Origin of the sequence: Actinomyces sp. HMT897, assembly GCF_016626125.1 — a bacterium.
Lineage (GTDB): Bacteria > Actinomycetota > Actinomycetes > Actinomycetales > Actinomycetaceae > Actinomyces.
In genome coordinates, this window is the sequence record NZ_CP067336.1 from 954,500 (window position 1) to 971,603 (window position 17,104).

The 17,104-nt window shown below is 72.9% G+C and carries 16 protein-coding genes; 11 read left to right on the forward strand and 5 right to left on the reverse strand.

Annotated features, from left to right (window positions below; all coding sequences use genetic code 11):
* Positions 1-127 precede the first annotated feature (127 nt).
* Both JJJ15_RS03915 and rpsP read right to left on the reverse strand, forming a co-directional pair.
* Positions 128-364, reverse strand: coding sequence for an RNA-binding protein (locus JJJ15_RS03915; protein WP_106109557.1), 237 nt, complete (start codon positions 362-364; stop codon positions 128-130).
* Between the two features lie 2 nt (positions 365-366).
* Positions 367-801, reverse strand: a complete 435-nt coding sequence (rpsP, locus tag JJJ15_RS03920) for a 30S ribosomal protein S16 (RefSeq protein WP_200511511.1) — start codon at positions 799-801, stop codon at positions 367-369.
* Between the two features lie 291 nt (positions 802-1,092).
* Here rpsP and JJJ15_RS03925 point away from each other — a divergent pair, with 291 nt between their 5' ends.
* The 3 genes from JJJ15_RS03925 to JJJ15_RS03935 are packed head-to-tail and all read left to right on the forward strand — an operon-like array spanning position 1,093 to position 3,043.
* Positions 1,093-1,479, forward strand: a complete 387-nt coding sequence (locus JJJ15_RS03925) for a GntR family transcriptional regulator (RefSeq protein WP_200511512.1) — start codon at positions 1,093-1,095, stop codon at positions 1,477-1,479.
* The gene (locus JJJ15_RS03930) at positions 1,476-2,285 is read left to right on the forward strand and encodes an ABC transporter ATP-binding protein (protein WP_200511513.1); all 810 of its coding nucleotides are present in this window, start codon (positions 1,476-1,478) and stop codon (positions 2,283-2,285) included. The genes JJJ15_RS03925 and JJJ15_RS03930 overlap by 4 nt, the downstream gene beginning before the upstream one ends.
* Positions 2,282-3,043, forward strand: a complete 762-nt coding sequence (locus JJJ15_RS03935) for a hypothetical protein (protein ID WP_106109561.1) — start codon at positions 2,282-2,284, stop codon at positions 3,041-3,043. The genes JJJ15_RS03930 and JJJ15_RS03935 overlap by 4 nt, the downstream gene beginning before the upstream one ends.
* Before the next feature lie 325 nt (positions 3,044-3,368).
* Here the strand turns inward: JJJ15_RS03935 and JJJ15_RS03940 are convergent, their stop codons facing one another.
* Positions 3,369-4,160, reverse strand: a complete 792-nt coding sequence (locus JJJ15_RS03940; protein WP_200511514.1) for a hypothetical protein — start codon at positions 4,158-4,160, stop codon at positions 3,369-3,371.
* Positions 4,161-4,433: 273 nt separating this feature from the next.
* On the opposite strand from JJJ15_RS03940, the gene JJJ15_RS03945 reads away from it, so the two are divergent.
* From JJJ15_RS03945 to disA, 8 genes are all read left to right on the forward strand, one after another.
* Positions 4,434-5,441: an ABC transporter ATP-binding protein gene (locus JJJ15_RS03945; protein WP_200511515.1), complete on the forward strand. Its 1,008-nt coding sequence runs from the start codon at positions 4,434-4,436 to the stop codon at positions 5,439-5,441.
* Between the two features lie 41 nt (positions 5,442-5,482).
* Entirely contained in the window at positions 5,483-6,295 is an 813-nt protein-coding gene (locus JJJ15_RS03950; protein ID WP_200511516.1) for a hypothetical protein, read from the forward strand.
* On the forward strand, positions 6,292-7,434 hold the full coding sequence (locus tag JJJ15_RS03955) for a sensor histidine kinase (RefSeq protein WP_200511517.1): 1,143 nt from the start codon (positions 6,292-6,294) through the stop codon (positions 7,432-7,434). The genes JJJ15_RS03950 and JJJ15_RS03955 overlap by 4 nt, the downstream gene beginning before the upstream one ends.
* Positions 7,435-7,720: 286 nt before the next feature.
* Complete coding sequence (locus JJJ15_RS03960; protein ID WP_200511518.1) at positions 7,721-8,383, forward strand: response regulator transcription factor; 663 nt, start codon at positions 7,721-7,723, stop codon at positions 8,381-8,383.
* Between the two features lie 261 nt (positions 8,384-8,644).
* Positions 8,645-10,741: a transketolase gene (tkt, locus tag JJJ15_RS03965; protein ID WP_200511519.1), complete on the forward strand. Its 2,097-nt coding sequence runs from the start codon at positions 8,645-8,647 to the stop codon at positions 10,739-10,741.
* A 313-nt stretch (positions 10,742-11,054) separates the two neighbouring features.
* Positions 11,055-11,639 (forward strand): hypothetical protein, encoded by a 585-nt coding sequence (locus JJJ15_RS03970; RefSeq protein WP_200511520.1) that lies wholly within the window; start codon positions 11,055-11,057, stop codon positions 11,637-11,639.
* A 379-nt stretch (positions 11,640-12,018) separates the two neighbouring features.
* Positions 12,019-13,434, forward strand: a complete 1,416-nt coding sequence (gene radA, locus JJJ15_RS03975) for a DNA repair protein RadA (RefSeq protein WP_200511521.1) — start codon at positions 12,019-12,021, stop codon at positions 13,432-13,434.
* Positions 13,435-13,528: 94 nt separating this feature from the next.
* Positions 13,529-14,590, forward strand: a complete 1,062-nt coding sequence (gene disA / locus JJJ15_RS03980; RefSeq protein ID WP_106109569.1) for a DNA integrity scanning diadenylate cyclase DisA — start codon at positions 13,529-13,531, stop codon at positions 14,588-14,590.
* A gap of 43 nt (positions 14,591-14,633) precedes the next feature.
* Here the strand turns inward: disA and JJJ15_RS03985 are convergent, their stop codons facing one another.
* Positions 14,634-15,317, reverse strand: coding sequence for a hypothetical protein (locus tag JJJ15_RS03985; protein WP_129591493.1), 684 nt, complete (start codon positions 15,315-15,317; stop codon positions 14,634-14,636).
* Positions 15,318-15,917: 600 nt separating this feature from the next.
* Positions 15,918-17,042 carry an A/G-specific adenine glycosylase gene (locus tag JJJ15_RS03990; RefSeq protein ID WP_200511522.1) on the reverse strand — a complete coding sequence of 375 codons (1,125 nt, stop codon included), beginning with the start codon at positions 17,040-17,042 and terminating at the stop codon, positions 15,918-15,920.
* Between the last annotated feature and the right edge of the window lie 62 nt (positions 17,043-17,104).

The following is a 17,104-nucleotide window of genomic DNA, read 5'->3' on the forward strand; positions in this document are numbered from 1 at the left end:
TAAGTACCGTTCTCACGACAAACAAGTACCGTTCTCGCGGTGGGAGGGGGTGGGGACGGGATGAGGCGGGGACAGCGGCGGCCCGGCCCCTGAGCGGGGCCGGGCCGTCCGTCAGCTGACGCGATACCTACCGGCGGTCGGTGTCGACGACGTCGACCCGCACCGGCGCCTCCGCCAGGGCGCCGACGACGGTGCGCAGGGCGCGGGCGGTGCGACCCGAGCGGCCGATGACACGACCCAGGTCCTCGGGGTTGACCCGCACCTCCAGCAGGTCGCCGCGGCGCAGCGAGCGGGAGGTGACGGTGACGTCGTCAGGGTTGTCGACGATCCCCCGCACGAGGTGCTCGAGCGCGTCGGCCAGCATCCTCAGGCCTCCTCGGCGGGCGCCTCGGCCGAGGCCTGGGCGGCCTCCTTCTCGGCCTTGGCCTTGGCCGCCGCGGCCTTGCGCTTCTCGGCGTCGTCGGCGACGGCCTTGACGGCGGCCTGGGTGGCCACCGCCTCGGCGTCGGCGTCCTTGACCTTCAGGGTGCCCTCGGCCCCCGGCAGGCCCTTGAACTTCTGGTAGTCGCCGGTGATCTTGAGCAGCTTGAACACGGCGTCGGTGGGCTGGGCGCCCACGCCGAGCCAGTACTGGGCGCGCTCGGAGTTGATGCGGATGAGCGAGGGCTCCTGCATCGGGTCGTACAGGCCGATCTCCTCGATCACACGGCCGTCGCGGCGCTTACGGGAGTCGAGGACGACGACCCGGTAGAACGGGGCGAACTTCTTGCCCATGCGCTTGAGGCGAATCTTGACTGCCACTTGGTTGAACTCCTGGTTCTGGATGGTTTGGCTCGCACTGGTCCCCGGTGGGGTCAAGCAACAGTTTCCGGTGGTTGCCGAGACGCGACTGGGTCCGGGAGAGGGGCCGTACTCAGCCGAGTACAGCAGAGGATTCTGCCAGAACGCCCCCGCAGGCTGCCAGCGGCGGCGGTACCTGGCGCCGGGACACCGGTGCGAGATCTCCCACAGAGTCCGTCTTGCCACACCCCTGGTTCCGTGGTTAACTACTCATGTAACTAACCAACGAAGTCCTCGAGGAGGTGCCCACCCTTGCCCCACTTTGACGACGCGTCCCCTATCTACCTCCAGATCGCCGAGGAGATCCGCACCCAGATCCTCAGTGGCGAGCTGGCTGAGGGGGCGCGTCTGACCTCCACCACCGAGTACGCCACCCGCTACCGCATCAACCCGGCCACCGCGAACAAGGCCGTCTCGCTCCTGGTCGACGAGGGCCTGGTGGTCAAGCGACGCGGCATCGGCATGTTCGTGACCCAGGGCGCCCTGGAGCGCCTGCGCCGCTCACGGCGCACCACCTACACCGACGACGTCCTGCACCCCGCGCTCGACACCGGCCTCGCGCTCGGCCTGAGCCCCGCCGAGCTGGGCGACGCCGTCGCCACCCACCTGAGGACCCGCACCCCCAAGGAGACCCGATGAGCACCCACCGCCCCGCGCCACCCACCCCTGAGAGCGTCCCCGAGACCTCCTGCGAGACCGCTCCCGGCGGGCCGGCCATTGACGTGACCGACCTCGGCTACCGCTACGCGCGGGGCGGCGGGCCGGCCCTGACCGGGCTCACGCTCACCCTGCGCCCCGGCACCGTCACCGGCCTGCTGGGCCGCAACGGCTCAGGCAAGACCACCCTGCTGTCCCTGGTCTCCGGGGTGCGTCGCCCCACCAGCGGGACCCTGACCGTGGCCGGGCGCCCCGCCTTCGACGACGCCACCACCATGGCCGCCACCGCCCACCTGGGCGGCCCCCGCACCCTGATCGAGGACTCCCCGGTGCGCCGCTCCCTGGACCTGTGGGCCGCCACCCGCCCCGGCTGGGACGCCCAGGAGGCCGCCCGGCTCATGGACCGCTTCGAGGTCCCCCTGCGCACCAGGCCCTCACGCATGTCCCTGGGCCAGCGCAGCGCCCTGGACGCCGTCCTGGCCCTGGCCTGCCACTGTCCCGTGCTGCTCCTGGACGAGATCCACCTGGGCATGGACGTCGTGGTACGACGCCGCTTCTGGGACGAGCTGCTGGCCACGTACCTGCGTGAGCGCCCCACCGTGGTCATCTCCTCCCACCAGGTCGACGAGATCGAGGACCTCCTGGAGGACGTCGTCGTCCTACACCGTGGCCGCCTGGTCGCGGCAGGCACCGCCGACGAGCTGCGTGCCGCCCACTCCCGTCCCGGGCAGGGGCTCGCCTCCCTGAGCGAGACCCTCATCGACATCACCGAAGGAGACCTGTCATGACCGCCGCCATCCACGCCGCCCGGCCCCGCCAGCCCCGTCCCGACCAGGAGCAGGCCAAGACCCGCACCACCTCGCCCACGTGGAGGCTCACCCTCCTGGCGCTGCGCGAGCTGGCACCCATCCAGGGCGTGATCCAGGCGGGGGGCGTCGTGGTCGTGACCGTCCTGCTCGTCATGCAGTCCTCGGGGCTGCTCCCAGAGCCGTCGAGGCTGCCCGGGGTCCCGGCGGGCACCAACTTCGTCTTTGGCGGCTACTGCATGTGCGCCTTCGTCTGCGCGGCCTACCTCGCCTTCACCCAGGGGGTCGTCATGGCCACCCGCACGCCGGCGTCACTGCGCGCCGGGCTGACGCGGGGTGCGGTCATGGCGCACCTGACCCGGACCGGGGAACTCCTCGGCGCGGCGTCCACGGCCGTGTGCGGGCTGCTGACGATCCCCGACGTCCTGCTGAAGGACCAGGTCACGGGGGTCCACCTCGCCACGGTCCCGCAGCTGGCCGTGCTGGCCGCGCCAGCGGTCCTGCTGTGCTACCTGGCGGGCGCAAGCGTCACCCTGCTCTTCCTGAGGTACCCCTGGTGGGTGGGCACCGTGGCGGTCCTGGTGGGCCTGAGCCTTGGGTCCCTGTGCATGGAGCAGGCCATCACCCACTGGGGCACGCCCTGGGCGGCCGCCTGTACCGCCCTGGGCATCGCCCTGCTGGCGGCCGCGGGCCCGCTGGGGACCTGGCTGCTGCTGCGCCGCTACGAGCCGCGGCGCTGAAGGACACGGGCCGGGCCCCACCCCGCTGAGAGAGGACTGGGTACGCCGCCCCGGCAGTGCGGGCCCCAAGAGCCAGGCATGGTGACGGTGGCCCACGGCCGGGTGTCGTGGTGCGGGCCGGACCCCGGGAGCCAGGTCTCGCGACGTCCTCGACCACGACCGTGGTTGAGCAGGGCCCCGGGGACAGGGCGGCAGTGGGTGCCACAGCAGGAGCTGTGGCACCCACCGCCGTCAGCGGCCCGACCGAGCACCGTGGGCGCCAGGGCCCAGGGCGCCGCCAGCGCCGACGGGCCCAGGGCGCCGCCAGCGCCGACGGGCCCAGGGCTCAGAGCACCGTCACGGCGTAGGTCCCGTCGAACTGCTGGGGCAGGATGTCGTGCTTGCGGCCGGCCGTGGCGGTGGCGTTCTGCCACTTGCTCATGTCCGTGTACGGGGCCACCACGCCGTCGGTGGTCCACCGGATGACGGGCCAGCGCCGCCCGATGTTGGAGGAGGTGTGGTAGACGTGGCTGCTCACGTACCTCTCAAGATCCGGGTCGTCCGTCTTCATGTCCGTACGGCGCTCGGCCACGGTCACGTCCAGCAGCTTGTAGTACTGCGAGTCCGGCCCGGGCGTGTCGGTGGCGTAGAAGTAGATGGAGAGCATGGACCCGCCGACCATGTAGCCGTCGGCGTCCTTGGACGCCGACTTCCAGGAGGCGTAGATGTCGCAGCCGCCCACCTGCGTGACGTCGGTGGCGGCCTCGATCTTGACGACCCAGTTCATGGGCGTCTCCTCGACCCAGACGGGGGCCTTCCACTGGCTGCTGACCATCAGGACAGGCTTGGTGGTGTTCTCCTTGTTCGACTTAAAGCGCCAGTACAGGACCGTCCCCGCGGGGATGACGCCGCCGTCGACCGTGGCCGCCAGGGAGATGTCGAGCTTCTGGTAGTCGTCGTTCCCGTCGTAGTAGGTCAGGGTGCAGATGTCCCCGGTGGGTGTGGTGGACGCGGCGGCCGCGGCGGCCGGGGCGCCGATCGCGATGACGGGGACAGCCCAGGCGGCGCCCGCAACGACAGTGCGGCGCCTCAGGCCGCTGGGGACGTCAGAGCCGCTAGAGGAGACAGCGGGAGACATGGGCAAGGACCTCCACAGGTCGCAGACTTAAGGTTCAGGACCCCCTGGGGCGGAGTCGGCACAACCGTTCCCGCCTCGCAGAGACTGTTCTCCAGTGTCTCACAGGGACTTCTGAAAAATCCCCGGTTGTTACGCCTTTGTGATGGATACCTCGCCCGCCGTCGAGGTCCGAAAACCTTTCTCACCAGCGCTTTTACCTCATGACACCTGTCATATCACGCCCGTGACAACGCTCAGTACCGCTGCCGCCCCGGACGGCGGAACCTGGTACCCATGAGCACGCCCGCCCCCTCAACCAGCACCGTACCCACCGCCTCACCCGGCACCCCCCGCAGCACCACCTCACACGCCTTCTCCACCCCCGCCATCGCCCTGTCAGACCTGAGGAAGACCTTCGGCGCCGTGCAGGCGGTGAACGGCCTGGACCTGAGCGTCGGCCCCGGTGAGGTGGTCGCCTTCCTGGGTCCCAACGGCGCGGGCAAGTCCACCACCCTGGACATGGTCCTGGGCCTGACCCAGCCCACCAGCGGCACCGTGCGCGTCCTGGGCTCGACCCCCCGGCGGGCCGTGGCCCAAGGCCGCATTGGCGCCGTCCTCCAGGACGGGGGCCTGACGGACAACTTCACCGTGGCCGAGACCCTGCGCGCCACGGCCTCCATGCAGTCCCACCGCGGGGACCTGGGCGACCTGGTACGGCAGACCGGCCTGGCCGGTATCCTGCGGCGCCAGGTCGAGCGCTGCTCGGGAGGGGAGCGCCAGCGCCTGCGCCTGGCCCTGGCCCTCATGACCGCCCCCGCCCTGCTCGTCCTGGACGAGCCCACCGCCGGCATGGACGTGACCAGCCGGATCGCCTTCTGGGACACCATGCGCTCCCAGTCCCACTCCGGACGCACCATCGTCTTCGCCACCCACTACCTGGAGGAGGCGTCCTCCTTCGCCGACCGGATCGTCATTATCGCCTCGGGGCGCCTGGTCGCCGACGGCTCCGTGGACCAGATCCGCGCCATGGGCGAGGGCGCCCTGGTGACCGCCTCCTGGCCCGGCCTGACCCCCCAGGACCTGGACCGGGCCTGGGCGGCCGCCGCCGAGCGCGTCCCGGTCCTGGCCGCCTCGCTGCTGAGCCGGACGGTGCGCGGGGAGCACCTGGAGATCCGCACCACCGCGCCCGACGACGTCGCCCGCTGGCTGCTGACCGCCACGCCCGCCGAGAACCTGGGGGTCAGCGCCACCAGCCTCGACGACGTGTTCACCGCCCTGACCACCACGCCCGCCAGGGCCTGAGCCCACCCCACCCGGCAACGATTCTCGAGAGAAGCACCCCCATGACCACCGCCACCACCACGCCCCGCCTGCGCCCGGCCCGCCCCGCCCTGAGCTACCTCGCCATTGACGTGCGCCGCACCGTGCTGAACCCCGCCAACCTGTTCTTCGTCGTCCTCTTCCCTCTGGCCATGTACCTCCTCTTCGGAGCCATACAGTCCTACGCGGACACGGACGTCAACGAGCACGGCAACGTCGCCGCCTCGGTCATGCTGGCCATGGCCTCCTACTCCGCCTGCCTGGGATCCACCTCCTCCACCTCCGCCACCGCCGTGGAGCTCTCCGGGGGCTGGGGCCGCCAGATGGCCCTGACCCGCTCGGGCCTGCGCGGCTACTGGGGCGTCAAGCTGGCCACGGCCAGCTTCAACGCCCTCATCCCCATCGCGGTGGTCATGGTCGCCGGGGCGTTCACCGCCGTCCGGCTCGACGCACAGGGCTGGGTCCTGGGCCTGCTGCTGTCCCTGCTGGGCACGGTGCCCTTCGCCCTGTGGGGCCTGGCCATGGGCTCCCTGCTGCCGCCCCAGAGCGCGGTGGGCATCGCCACCTCCCTGGTGACGCTCTTCGGGTTCCTGGGCAACGCCTTTATGCCCCTGAGCGGGACCCTGCTGGCGGTCGGACGCCTCACCCCCATGTACGGGGCGAGTGCCCTGGCCCGCTGGCCCCTGACCCAGGGCACTACCTACACCTACTCCGGCGGCGACACCCACGCCACCCAGGAGCACCTGTGGGTGGTGGTGGCTAACCTGGTGGTGTGGACCCTGGTATTTGCCGCCCTGCTGGTGGCAGCCCGACGTCGTTCCACCCGTCGGGCGTGAGCACCCGCCTCGTGGACCCGCGCAGCCACGCGGCCCTCACCCCGGGGCCGTGGTGGCGGCGGGTCGAGTGGTCCAGCACCTTGTGGATCCTCTTCCTGCTGGTCCCCTTCAGCATTGTGGTACTGGCCGACGGGCTGTCAGCCTCCCGCAGGGCGTGCGGGCTGGTCGGCGTCACCAGCTTCGCCGCGGTCTACGCCTGGGCCATCTCCACCTCACCGCCCTGGCACTCGGTACCCCCTGACGCCAGCCTGTCCGAGCAGCTGGCGCCGCTCCTGCCCGGACTGGTCCCCATGGCCCTGACGACCGCCCTGTCCCTCCCGGGACTGGGCTGGGCCACGGGCTACTACCTGCCGTTCCTGTACGCCTTCATCCTGTTCACCACGCCGGCGCGTACCGGCCTGCCGGTCGTCGTGGCCGCCAACGCCTGCGCGCTCTGGGCCGCCCTCATGCTCACCCCCACCGCCGAGGCCATGTGGACCATCCTGGGCAGCGCCTGCGCCACCCCCACGATCATCTTCGCCAGGATAGGTGACGAGCGCAGCCGCCGACGCCTGGCCGCGGAGGAGGAGCTCAACGTGGTGCGCCAGCGCGAGAGGATCGGCCGGGACGTGCACGACATCCTGGGCCACTCCCTGACGGTGCTGACCCTCAAGGCCCAGGTGGCCCGTCGGCTCGTGGGGCGGGACCCGGAGGCGGCCGTCCGCGAGCTCGACGAGATCATCTCCCTGGCCCGCTCCTCCCTGGCCGACGTGCGCGCCACCGTCACCCGCCTGCGCACCCCGGACCTGGCCAGCCAGGTCGAGGCCTCCCGCACGGCCCTGCGGGCCGCAGAGGTCACCGTGTCCCTGGAGGGCGACCCCCAAGCGGTCCCCTCCGGACAGCGCGACACCCTGGCCTGGGCGCTACGGGAGACCACCACCAACGTGGTGCGCCACGCCGGGGCCGGGCACGTGCGGATCACCCTGGCGCCGGGGCTGCTGCGGGTGGCCGACGACGGCGTCGGCCTGGGCGGGGCGGTCCCCGGCAACGGCCTGAGCGGCCTGCGCCAGCGCGTCGAGGCGGTCGAGGGCTCCCTGAGCGTGACCAGCCCCGACCCGGGCACCGGACGTGGCACCCTGGTGGAGGTGAGACTGCCCTGAGGCGCCGGCGTCCCCCGGCCGGCTGGACGCCCGCCCGCACAGGCCGGGCCCCGGCCAGCTGGCACCGTCCTGGCCAGCCGGACGCCCCGGTCCCAGCCAGACACCTGGTCAGCCGGACGCCCGCCCCGGCCAGCCAGCCAATAGCCCTGCCCCGCCTGCACAGACCGAGCCGACACGCACCGCCTCGCCTGCCCCGGACGCCCGCCCGCACCCGGACCCCGGCCGCCGGCGTCAGCCGGTCCTCACGGCGGACACCCCTGCCCGCACAGACCGAACGGAGCCCGTCATGACCCCACCACCAGCTGCGAACCCGACCACGGCGCCCGGCAGCGCCCCGCAGGCCCCCATCCGCCTGCTCATTGCCGACGACCAGGCCCTGGTACGAGGCGCCCTGGCCACGCTCCTGGACCTGGAGGACGACCTGGAGGTGGTGGCCCAGGTGGGCAGCGGGAACGAGGTGGTGGCAGCGGTACGGGCCCACGACGTGGACGTGGCCCTCCTGGACATTGACATGCCCGGCAAGGACGGGCTCACCACCACCGCAGAGCTCAGCGCCGCGAACCTGGGCTGCCGGGTCCTCATTGTCACCACCTTCGGGCGGCCCGGCTACCTCTCGCGCGCCATGGAGGCCGGGGCCAGCGGGTTCCTGGTCAAGGACACCCCGCCCGAGGAGCTGGCCGAGGCCATCCGCCGCATCCACGCCGGGGGGCGCGTCATCGACCCCACCCTGGCCCAGGAGCTGGTGATCCTGGGGCCCGACCCGCTGTCCGCACGCGAGAAGGACGTCCTGCGCCTGGCCGGGAGAGGAGCGGACGCCCGCACCATCGCCGCCACGCTCTTCCTGGGGGAGGGGACCGTGCGCAACTACCTCTCCAGCGCAATCGCCAAGACCCAGGCCCGCAACCGTACCGAGGCGGCCCGTACCGCCGAGACCAACGGCTGGCTGTGAGGCCGCCTCCCCGGCAACCGGCGCACCGGTGCCGGGCACAGAAAACCATCACGGTCGGGTGCACTAATACACCGGTACACAAGGCCGGGCACCGTGCCAGGAGCACAGGCAACCGGTCAGCCTTACCTTAAAGTCTAAGAACTCGTAACCGTCTGCGTTTGCCCGCCCCTCAGGCCACGCGAGAGGATACCAGTGCTGAGAACCGAGGCACCGCCCGCCATCGGCCCCTCACACACGTCCACCACTCAAGGAGCCTGACGCATGACCACCGAGCAGTTTGCGCTCACTGAAAACGACGACCAGGCGATCGCCGTCGCCAGGGCCCTGTCCGCTGACGCCGTCGAGAGGGCCGGTTCAGGTCATCCAGGGACAGCGATCGCCTTGGCCGGCGTGGCCTACCTCCTCTACCAGTACGAGATGCGCCACGACCCGGCCGACCCGCAGTGGCTGGGGCGTGACCGGTTCGTGCTCTCGGCCGGTCACGCCTCCTTGTTCATGTACACGCAGATGGTGCTCTCCGGCTACGGCCTGGAGGTCAGCGACCTGCGGGCCCTGCGCACGCTGGGCTCCCTGACCCCGGGCCACCCCGAGCGCGGGGTCACCCCGGGCGTGGAGACCACCACCGGGCCGCTGGGGGCCGGGCTGTCCAACGCGGTGGGCATGGCCATGGCCGCACGCCGCGAGCACGGCGTCCTGGACCCCGACGCCGCCCCGGGGGAGTCGGTGTTCGACCACTACGTCTACACGCTCGTAGGCGACGGCTGCCTCCAGGAGGGGGTCACCGCCGAGGCCGCCTCCCTGGCCGGCACCCAGGAGCTGGGCAGCCTCATCGCCATCTACGACGACAACGACATCTCCATCGAGGGCAGCACCGACACCTCCTTCACCGAGGACGTCAGCGCACGCTTCGAGGCCTACGGGTGGCACGTGATCGACGTGGACTGGCGGGCCGGGGGCACCTACCACGAGGACTACCAGGCCCTCCACGCCGCCCTGGCGGCCGCCCGGGCCGAGACCACCCGCCCCTCCCTCATCCGCCTGCACACCATTATCGCCTGGCCCTGCCCCACCCTGAAGGGCTCGGAGGCCACCCACGGCGCCAAGCTCGGTGCCGCCGAGGTGGCCGGCCTCAAGGAGGTCCTGGGCCTGGACCCCGCCGAGAGCTTCTTCGTGCCCGACGGGCTGCTGGAGCGCACCCGCGCCCACGCCGCGGCCCGCGCCGCCGCGGCCCGCGCCGACTGGGACGCGCGCTTCGCCACCTGGCAAGCCGCCTTCCCCGAGCGGGCCGCCCTCCTTGAGCGGCTGCGCGCCCAGGCCCTGCCCGAGGGCTGGTCCGACGTCCTGCCCGCCTGGGACCTGGACCAGTCGGTGGCCACCCGGACCGCCTCAGGCCGGGTCCTGGACGCCCTGGCACCGGTCCTGCCCGAGCTGTGGGGCGGCTCAGCCGACCTGGGCGCCTCCAACCACACCACCATGGCCGGCGAGCCCTCCTTCCTGCCCGCCTCCCTGGCCCGGGGCAAGGGCGACGGCCCCTACGGGCGCACCCTCCACTTCGGGGTGCGCGAGCACGCCATGGGGTCGATCGTCAACGGGATCGCCCTGGACGGCCTGACCCGCCCCTACTGCGGGACCTTCATGGTGTTCGTGGACTACATGCGCCCGGCGGTGCGCCTGGCCGCGCTCATGGGGGTGGGTTCCGTGTTCGTGCTCACCCACGACTCCATTGGGGTGGGCGAGGACGGCCCCACCCACCAGCCCGTGGAGCACCTGGCCTCCCTGCGCGCCATCCCCGGCCTGGCCGTGGTGCGGCCCGCTGACGCCAACGAGACGGTGGCGGCCTGGAGGCGGATCCTGGAGCACCCCCGGGAGCCCGTCGCCCTGGCGCTGTCGCGCCAGAACCTGCCCGTGGTCTCCGCCGCCGCCCAGGCCCGCCAGGGCGTGGGCCGGGGCGCCTACGTCCTGGCCGAGGCGGTCACCCTCTCCGGCGCCGTGACGCCCCCCGCCGTCGTCCTCGTCGCCACCGGCAGCGAGGTGGCCGTGGCCCTGGAGGCGCGCAACCGCCTCCAGGAGACCGGCACCCCCACCCGCGTGGTCTCCGCCCCCTGCCTGGAGTGGTTCCGCGCCCAGGACGCCGACTACCAGGACCAGGTCCTGCCGCCTCAGGTCGTGACCGTCTCAGTGGAGGCCGGTATCGCCCAGGGCTGGCGGGAGGTCGTGCGGGACTCGGGGGACATTGTCTCCCTGGACCACTACGGCTCCTCCGCCGCCGGTGCCGTCCTGTTCAAGGAGTACGGCTTCACCGGGGAGAACGTGGCCCGGGTGGCGGCCCGCGCCCTGGCCCGTGCGGGCCAGGCCTGAGGTGGCGGCCAGCAGCTCGGCGCGCTCGCGGACGCCCCTGATCCGCGCGGGCCGGGCCTAAGAGTGCGTGGCGGGGCCGCCGGGGAGCGGGTAGCGGTCCTGGCCCACGGGGGTCAGGGCGCGCCGTCGCCCCGATCCCCGGCGGCCTCGCACCTGTGCCGCTCCACGCCTATGCCGCCCCCGTCGGCGATTACCTTGGTCACGCTCAGGTGACAACCTGCTACCTGGTGTGCATGCTTGGGCTGGTCGGAGCCAGTCCAGACGGGCGTCCGCCGTCCTCATCCACTCCTACGAGAAGCAGACAAGGCAGTACATGAGCTCGCAACCGCCCGCCTGGGGCAACTCCTCCCAGCCCACCCCTGGTGTACCGCCCCAGGGGACTCCCGCCCCCGCAGCCAAGAAGGTCGATGACGACGACCTCCACACGTACCTGTACATCCCGGTCGTCATTGCCGTGGTCCTGGTGGGGGTCGGCCTGGGTATCGCCCTCTTCCTGTGGATCAGCAACCACTCCTCGGTCCGGAGGATCCCGGTCTGGCTCCTGGCGCTACCCGGGATCCTCCTGTTCGTGGTCGGCCAGAAGCTCGACAACGTCCTGGCCAGGAACTTCCCGAACCTGGTCCCCGCCAGCAAGCGGCCCCAGCCCGTCGCCCAGGCGGGACCCTACGGCGCGACGGGGACCTACGACGCCGCGGCCCCCTACGGTGCGGTAGGACCCTACGGCGCGCAGGGCACTCCCCCGCAGGCTGGTTACGGCCAGCAGACCGCCTACGGCGCGCAGGGCACGACCGCCACCGGCTACGGCCAGGCTGGCGCCTACGGCCAGACCCCGCAGACCGGCGGCCAGACCGGGACCACGGGCTACGGCCAGCAGCCCCCCTACGGTCAGGCTGGCTAAGAGACTCTCACGTCCGGGGGACGGGGTCCCAGTCACCCTCCGGCCCGGTGAGGGGCCGTCGAGGCCCTCACGCCACCAGGACAGGACAGATACCTCACGCGCCGAGGCCGCCCGGGGAGCTCCTCACGCCCGCCAGGACAGGACTCTCCCGACAGCAGCCGCCAGCTGCCCGCACACCGAGCTCCTCACACCCGCCAGGACAGGACCGTTGCGCAGACCGGGCAGCCCCAGGAGCCTGCCGGGCACACTCCGTCCTCACGAGCAATAAGTACCGTTCTCACGACAAACAAGTACCGTTCTCACGGCGAATAAGTACCGTTCTCGCGGAAGGGCGGGGAGGGCGGGGTGGGGCGTCGGTCCTCCGTGAGATGGTGGGCCCATGCCCAGCGCCAAGGCCACCCGACCTCCCAGGACCAGCTACCGCTGCACCGAGTGCGGCTGGACCAGCCCCAAGTGGCTGGGACAGTGCCGCGAGTGCCGCGCCTGGGGGACCCTGGAGGAGCAGCGCCCCGGGGCCGCCCCGGGCGGCGTCGGGGCCCCCGCACTGACCCGTGCCACCACCCCGGCCACCCCGGCCCTGCCCATTGGACAGGTCAGTGCCGAGGAGGCCCGGGCCCGCCCTACCGGGGTCGGTGAGCTCGACCGGGTCCTGGGGGGCGGGATCGTGCCCGGAGCCGTCGTCCTCCTGGCCGGGGAGCCCGGGGTGGGCAAGTCCACGCTCCTGCTCGACGTCGCCGCGAAGGCGGCCGCCGTGTCCCGCTCGCGCGGGGACGGCCCGGTCCTCTACGTCACCGGGGAGGAGTCGGCCTCCCAGGTGCGGCTGCGCGCCGAGCGGATCGACGCCCTGGACCCGGCTCTCCTCCTGGCCTCCGAGACCACCCTGGAGGCGCTCCTGGGACACGTGGAGGCGTCCTCCCCCTCCCTGGTCGTGGTGGACTCCGTCCAGACCATTGCCTCGACCCAGGTCGAGGGCAGCGCCGGGGGCGTCACCCAGGTGCGGGCCGTGGCGGGGGCCCTTATCGCCGTGGCCAAGGAGCGGGGGATCCCCGTGCTCCTGGTGGGGCACGTGACCAAGGACGGCGGGATCGCCGGGCCGCGTGTCCTGGAGCACCTGGTGGACGTGGTCACCCAGTTCGAGGGAGACCGCCACGCCCGCCTGCGCCTGCTGCGGGCGGTGAAGAACCGCTACGGCCCCACTGACGAGGTGGGCTGCTTCGACCTGGGGGAACGGGGCATTGTGGGGCTGGCGGACCCCTCGGGGCTGTTCCTGTCGGCCGCCCGTTCCGAGGTGCCCGGCACCTGCGCCACCGTGACCCTGGAGGGACGCCGCCCCATGCCCGTGGAGGTCCAGGCCCTGGTGGCGGGGACGAACGCGGGCTCACCACGGCGCACCACCTCCGGGGTGGACCACTCCCGGGTCGCCATGGCCCTGGCGGTCCTGGCGGCGAGGCTGAGGGTGGACACCTCCAGTACGGACGTCTACGTCTCCACCGTGGGCGGGGCGCGCGCCGTGGAGCCGGCCACGGACCTGGCGGTGGCCGTGGCGGTGGTCTCCGCCGCCCGCGACCTGCCCACCCCGGCGGGGCTGGTGGCGGTGGGGGAGGTGGGGCTGACCGGGGAGGTGCGGGCCACGGTCGGGGTGCAGCGGCGCCTGGCGGAGGCCGCGCGCCTGGGCTTTGACCGGGCGATCGTGCCCCTGGCCGGCAGCCAGGAGCTGCGCGCGGTCCCGGGGATGCAGGTCCTGCCGGTGGAGCACGTGGGTGAGGCCGTCGGCGCGGCCCTGCCGCAGGGGTGAGGACCGTGTCGCGCACCACGAGTGTCCCCACCCCGCCGCGACACCACTACGATGGGTCGTGTCCCCTGTTGGCCAGCAGCCCCAATGGAGTCCTATGAGCGACACCGTCCTGCGCGACACCCTCGCCCTCGTCGCCCCGGGCACGGTCCTGCGCGACGGCCTGGAGCGCATTCTGCGTGGGCGCACCGGCGCCATTATCGTCATGGGCATGAACAGGACCGTGGAGTCCATCTCCTCGGGCGGCTTCCACCTGGACGTGGAGATATCCGCCGCCCGCCTGCGTGAGCTGTCCAAGATGGACGGCGCCGTGGTGGTGGACCAGGCCGCGAGCCGGATCGTGCGCGCCAACGTCCAGCTCCTGCCCGACGCCACCATTGAGACCGCCGAGGCGGGGATGCGCCACCGCACGGCCGAGCGCGTGGCCAAGCAGACCGGGTTCCCGGTCATCTCGGTGAGCCAGTCCATGCGGATCGTCTCCCTCTACGTGGACGGCAGACGCCACGTGCTGGAGCCCAGCGAGTCCATCCTGGCGCGGGCCAACCAGGCCCTGGCCGCCCTGGAGCGCTACACCTCACGCCTGGCGCAGACCTCCTCGGGCCTGGACGCCCTGGAGATCGAGGACCTGGTCACTGTGCGTGACGTCACTGTCGTGCTCCAGCTCCTGGAGATGGTGCGTCGTATCACCAGCGACATTGACGGCTACATTGTGGAGCTGGGCACGGACGGACGCCTGGTGGCCCTCCAGCTCGAGGAGCTCACCCGCGGCCTCATGGCCCAGCGCGACTACCTCATGGAGGACTACCTGCCCACGGGCCTGGACGCCACCACGGTGGACGCACGCCTGAAGTGGGTCGGCTCCCCGGCCCTCCTGGACCTGGCCATGGTGGCACGCTCCATGGGCCTGGGCGGCCCCGACGGCCAGGAGCTGGAGACCTCCGTCTCGCCGCGGGGCCTGCGGATACTCTCCAAGATACCGCGCCTGCCGATTGTCATGGCACGCCAGGTCACCTCGCACTGGAACTCCCTCCAGGGGGTCCTGGGCGCCACCGTGGAGGAGCTGGTGGCGGTGGACGGCATGACGCCCCGCAGCGCCCGGATCCTGCGTGACGGCCTCTCCCGCCTGGCTGAGATATCGATTGTGGACCGGTACGCCTGAGCCGCTCGAGGCGCCCCGGGCCGACACCGGTACCCGCCGTTGACTACTCAATGACAAAGACCGCGGAGGTGCCCACGTCCGTGCCGCCTACCTGGACGCCGACCCGGTAGGTCCCCGGTGCCGCCACGTCCCCGGGGGCGTTCAGGGAGCCCGGCGGCTGGGGTGCCTGCGTGGTCGGGACGGGCTCCTCGGGCCCCGGGGTGGCGCCTGGCGTCGGGGTGGCGGTGGGCGTCGGCGTCGGGGTAGGCAGGGCGCAGGTGGTGGACTCCACCCGCCCGTCCCAGACGACCGTCAGCTCCACGGCCTTCCCGGGCCCGATGAGCAGGGGCCGGCTCTGGGCCTGCCCGGTGCAGGTGGCCGAGGTCCAGATGCTCGACCCCCCCGAGGTAATGAGGGCGGTGAACGTGCCGGTGCCCGCGTCCAGGAGGCAGGGCACGCTCCCGGTGTTCGTCACGGTGGCGCCCACACTGAGCCCGGCGCCTGCGGGCACCGTCTCGGGGACGCTCAGCGTGGCGCCCAGGGCGCTGGCGGAGCAGGCCTCCGGGACGGGGTAGGTGGTCACCTGGGCGGCCGCCTCGCGCGCGGCGTCCTGGCGGGCGATCTCCTCGCGTGCCGAGGAGAACCCGAGGACGAGGAGGGAGACCATGCTAATGACGACGCCGACAGCCAGGGCGCTGACGAGCACCCACCGCAGGGCGTAGTTCGGGCGCCGGGGTACCTGGGTCACCGTCAGCTTGCCTGTACCGCGGGCCGGTCCGGGGCCGGCTCCCCGGCCCGGGGATGACGCGCGAGCCTTCCCCCGCCCCTGCCCCGGGGCCCACCCCTGGTCGGTTCCCCGGGCCCGCGGGGTACGCCGGGGCGCGCGCGCGGGCCGCCCCTGCTGGTGGCTGCTGTCGCGGTTGGCTCGGGCGGTGCCCGGAGACGTCTGCCGACCGCCCGCCGACGTCGTCCCCCGTGAGGCCGTCCCCCGTGAGGCCGTCCCCCGTGAGCCGGCAGGACGGGAGCCCGCGGCCGGGCGGGGCCCTTGGCCGTGGGGCTGAGCGCCCGCGGCCGGGCGGGACTGGGTACCCGCGGCCGGACGGGACCCCTGGCCGTGGGGCTGGGCGCCGGTGCGCCTGCGGTAGGCCGAGCCCGCCGCCCCGCCCCGCCCTGACGTCCCGCGGCCCGTTCCGCCCCTGGCCTGACCGGTGGTACTCGGACGTGACTGACGTGACTGGGGTACGCGCCCCGCACCGTGTGAGCCGCCCCGGCCCGGTGTGCCACCGGAGCGGCGTCCACCGTGTCTGCCCTGTCCCTGCGCCATGGTGCCGACTGTACCGGGCGCCGCTCAGGGCAGCCGGTAGGTGGCGCCGTCGTCGTGGGTGGCAATGAGGCCGTCAGCCAGGAGGCTGGCCAGGACCCGCTCGGGCTGGGCAGGGTCAGGGTGCTGCCCGCGCGCCAGGCTCACACCGGCAGCGGCGGCCAGCAGCTCACCGCGTCCCAGGCCCCGGGCCACCTCCCGGCCCGCTGACGCCTCGGCGTGCTGGCGGCGCAGGCGGTCCATGACCAGGCCGCGGGCCTGCCGGTCGGTACCGTGCCAGGCCTGGCTGCGGCGACGACGGGCGTGCTTATCCGGCGGGCACCCGGCTGCGAGCCAGGCGCACTCCCGCCTCCAGGGGCAGGAGGGGCAGGCTGGCTCTCTGACGGTGCACACCAGCGCCCCGAGCTCCATGACGGCCACCGACCAGCGGGCGGCCCGGGCGTCCTCCAGGGGCAGGAGGGCGGCGGCCCGGTCCCGCTCAGCCCGGACCAGGCTGGGAGCGGGCAGGGCGCTCCCCCCTACCGCCCGGGCCAGGACCCGCCGGACGTTGGTGTCCAGGGCCAGGGCCCGCCTGCCGTAGGCGAAGGCCAGGACCGCCCCGGCCGTGTACTCCCCCACGCCGGGCAGGGCCAGGAGGGCGTCGGGATCCGCGGGCAGGACGCCGTCGTACCGCTCGACGACGGCCGCAGCGCACTCCCTGAGCCTCAGGGCGCGTCGCGGGTAGCCCAGACGCCCCCAGGCGTGCAGGACCTCGGCGACGGGGGCACCGGCCAGGTCCGCGGGGCCGGGCCAGCGTGCCATCCAGGCCGTCCAGGCAGGGGTGACGCGAGACACAGGGGTCTGCTGGCTCATGACCTCCGAGACGAGCACGCCCCAGGGCGTGGTACCGGGCCGTCGCCAGGGCAGGTCCCGGGCGTGGTCCTGGTACCAGTCAATGACGGCCTGGTCCGACGGCGCCTGGTGCCGGGCCGCGTCCGCCTGCTGCGGGGGCACGCCGCTGGCGCCGTCTGGTCCGAGGCCGCGCACCGCCACGTCCGCCTGCTGCGGGGGCACGGCTACCGGCCCCCTGGGCTCAGGCGGGCAGGCCGTCCTCGGTCTACCGAGAACGGTGGACCGGGTGCCACGGCAGTCGGGGCCATCGGGCTGGGTCATTGGGCACCCTCCTCCTGGGCGGGTCCGGGCAACCGCATTAGGCTACAGCCTGGCCACGACAT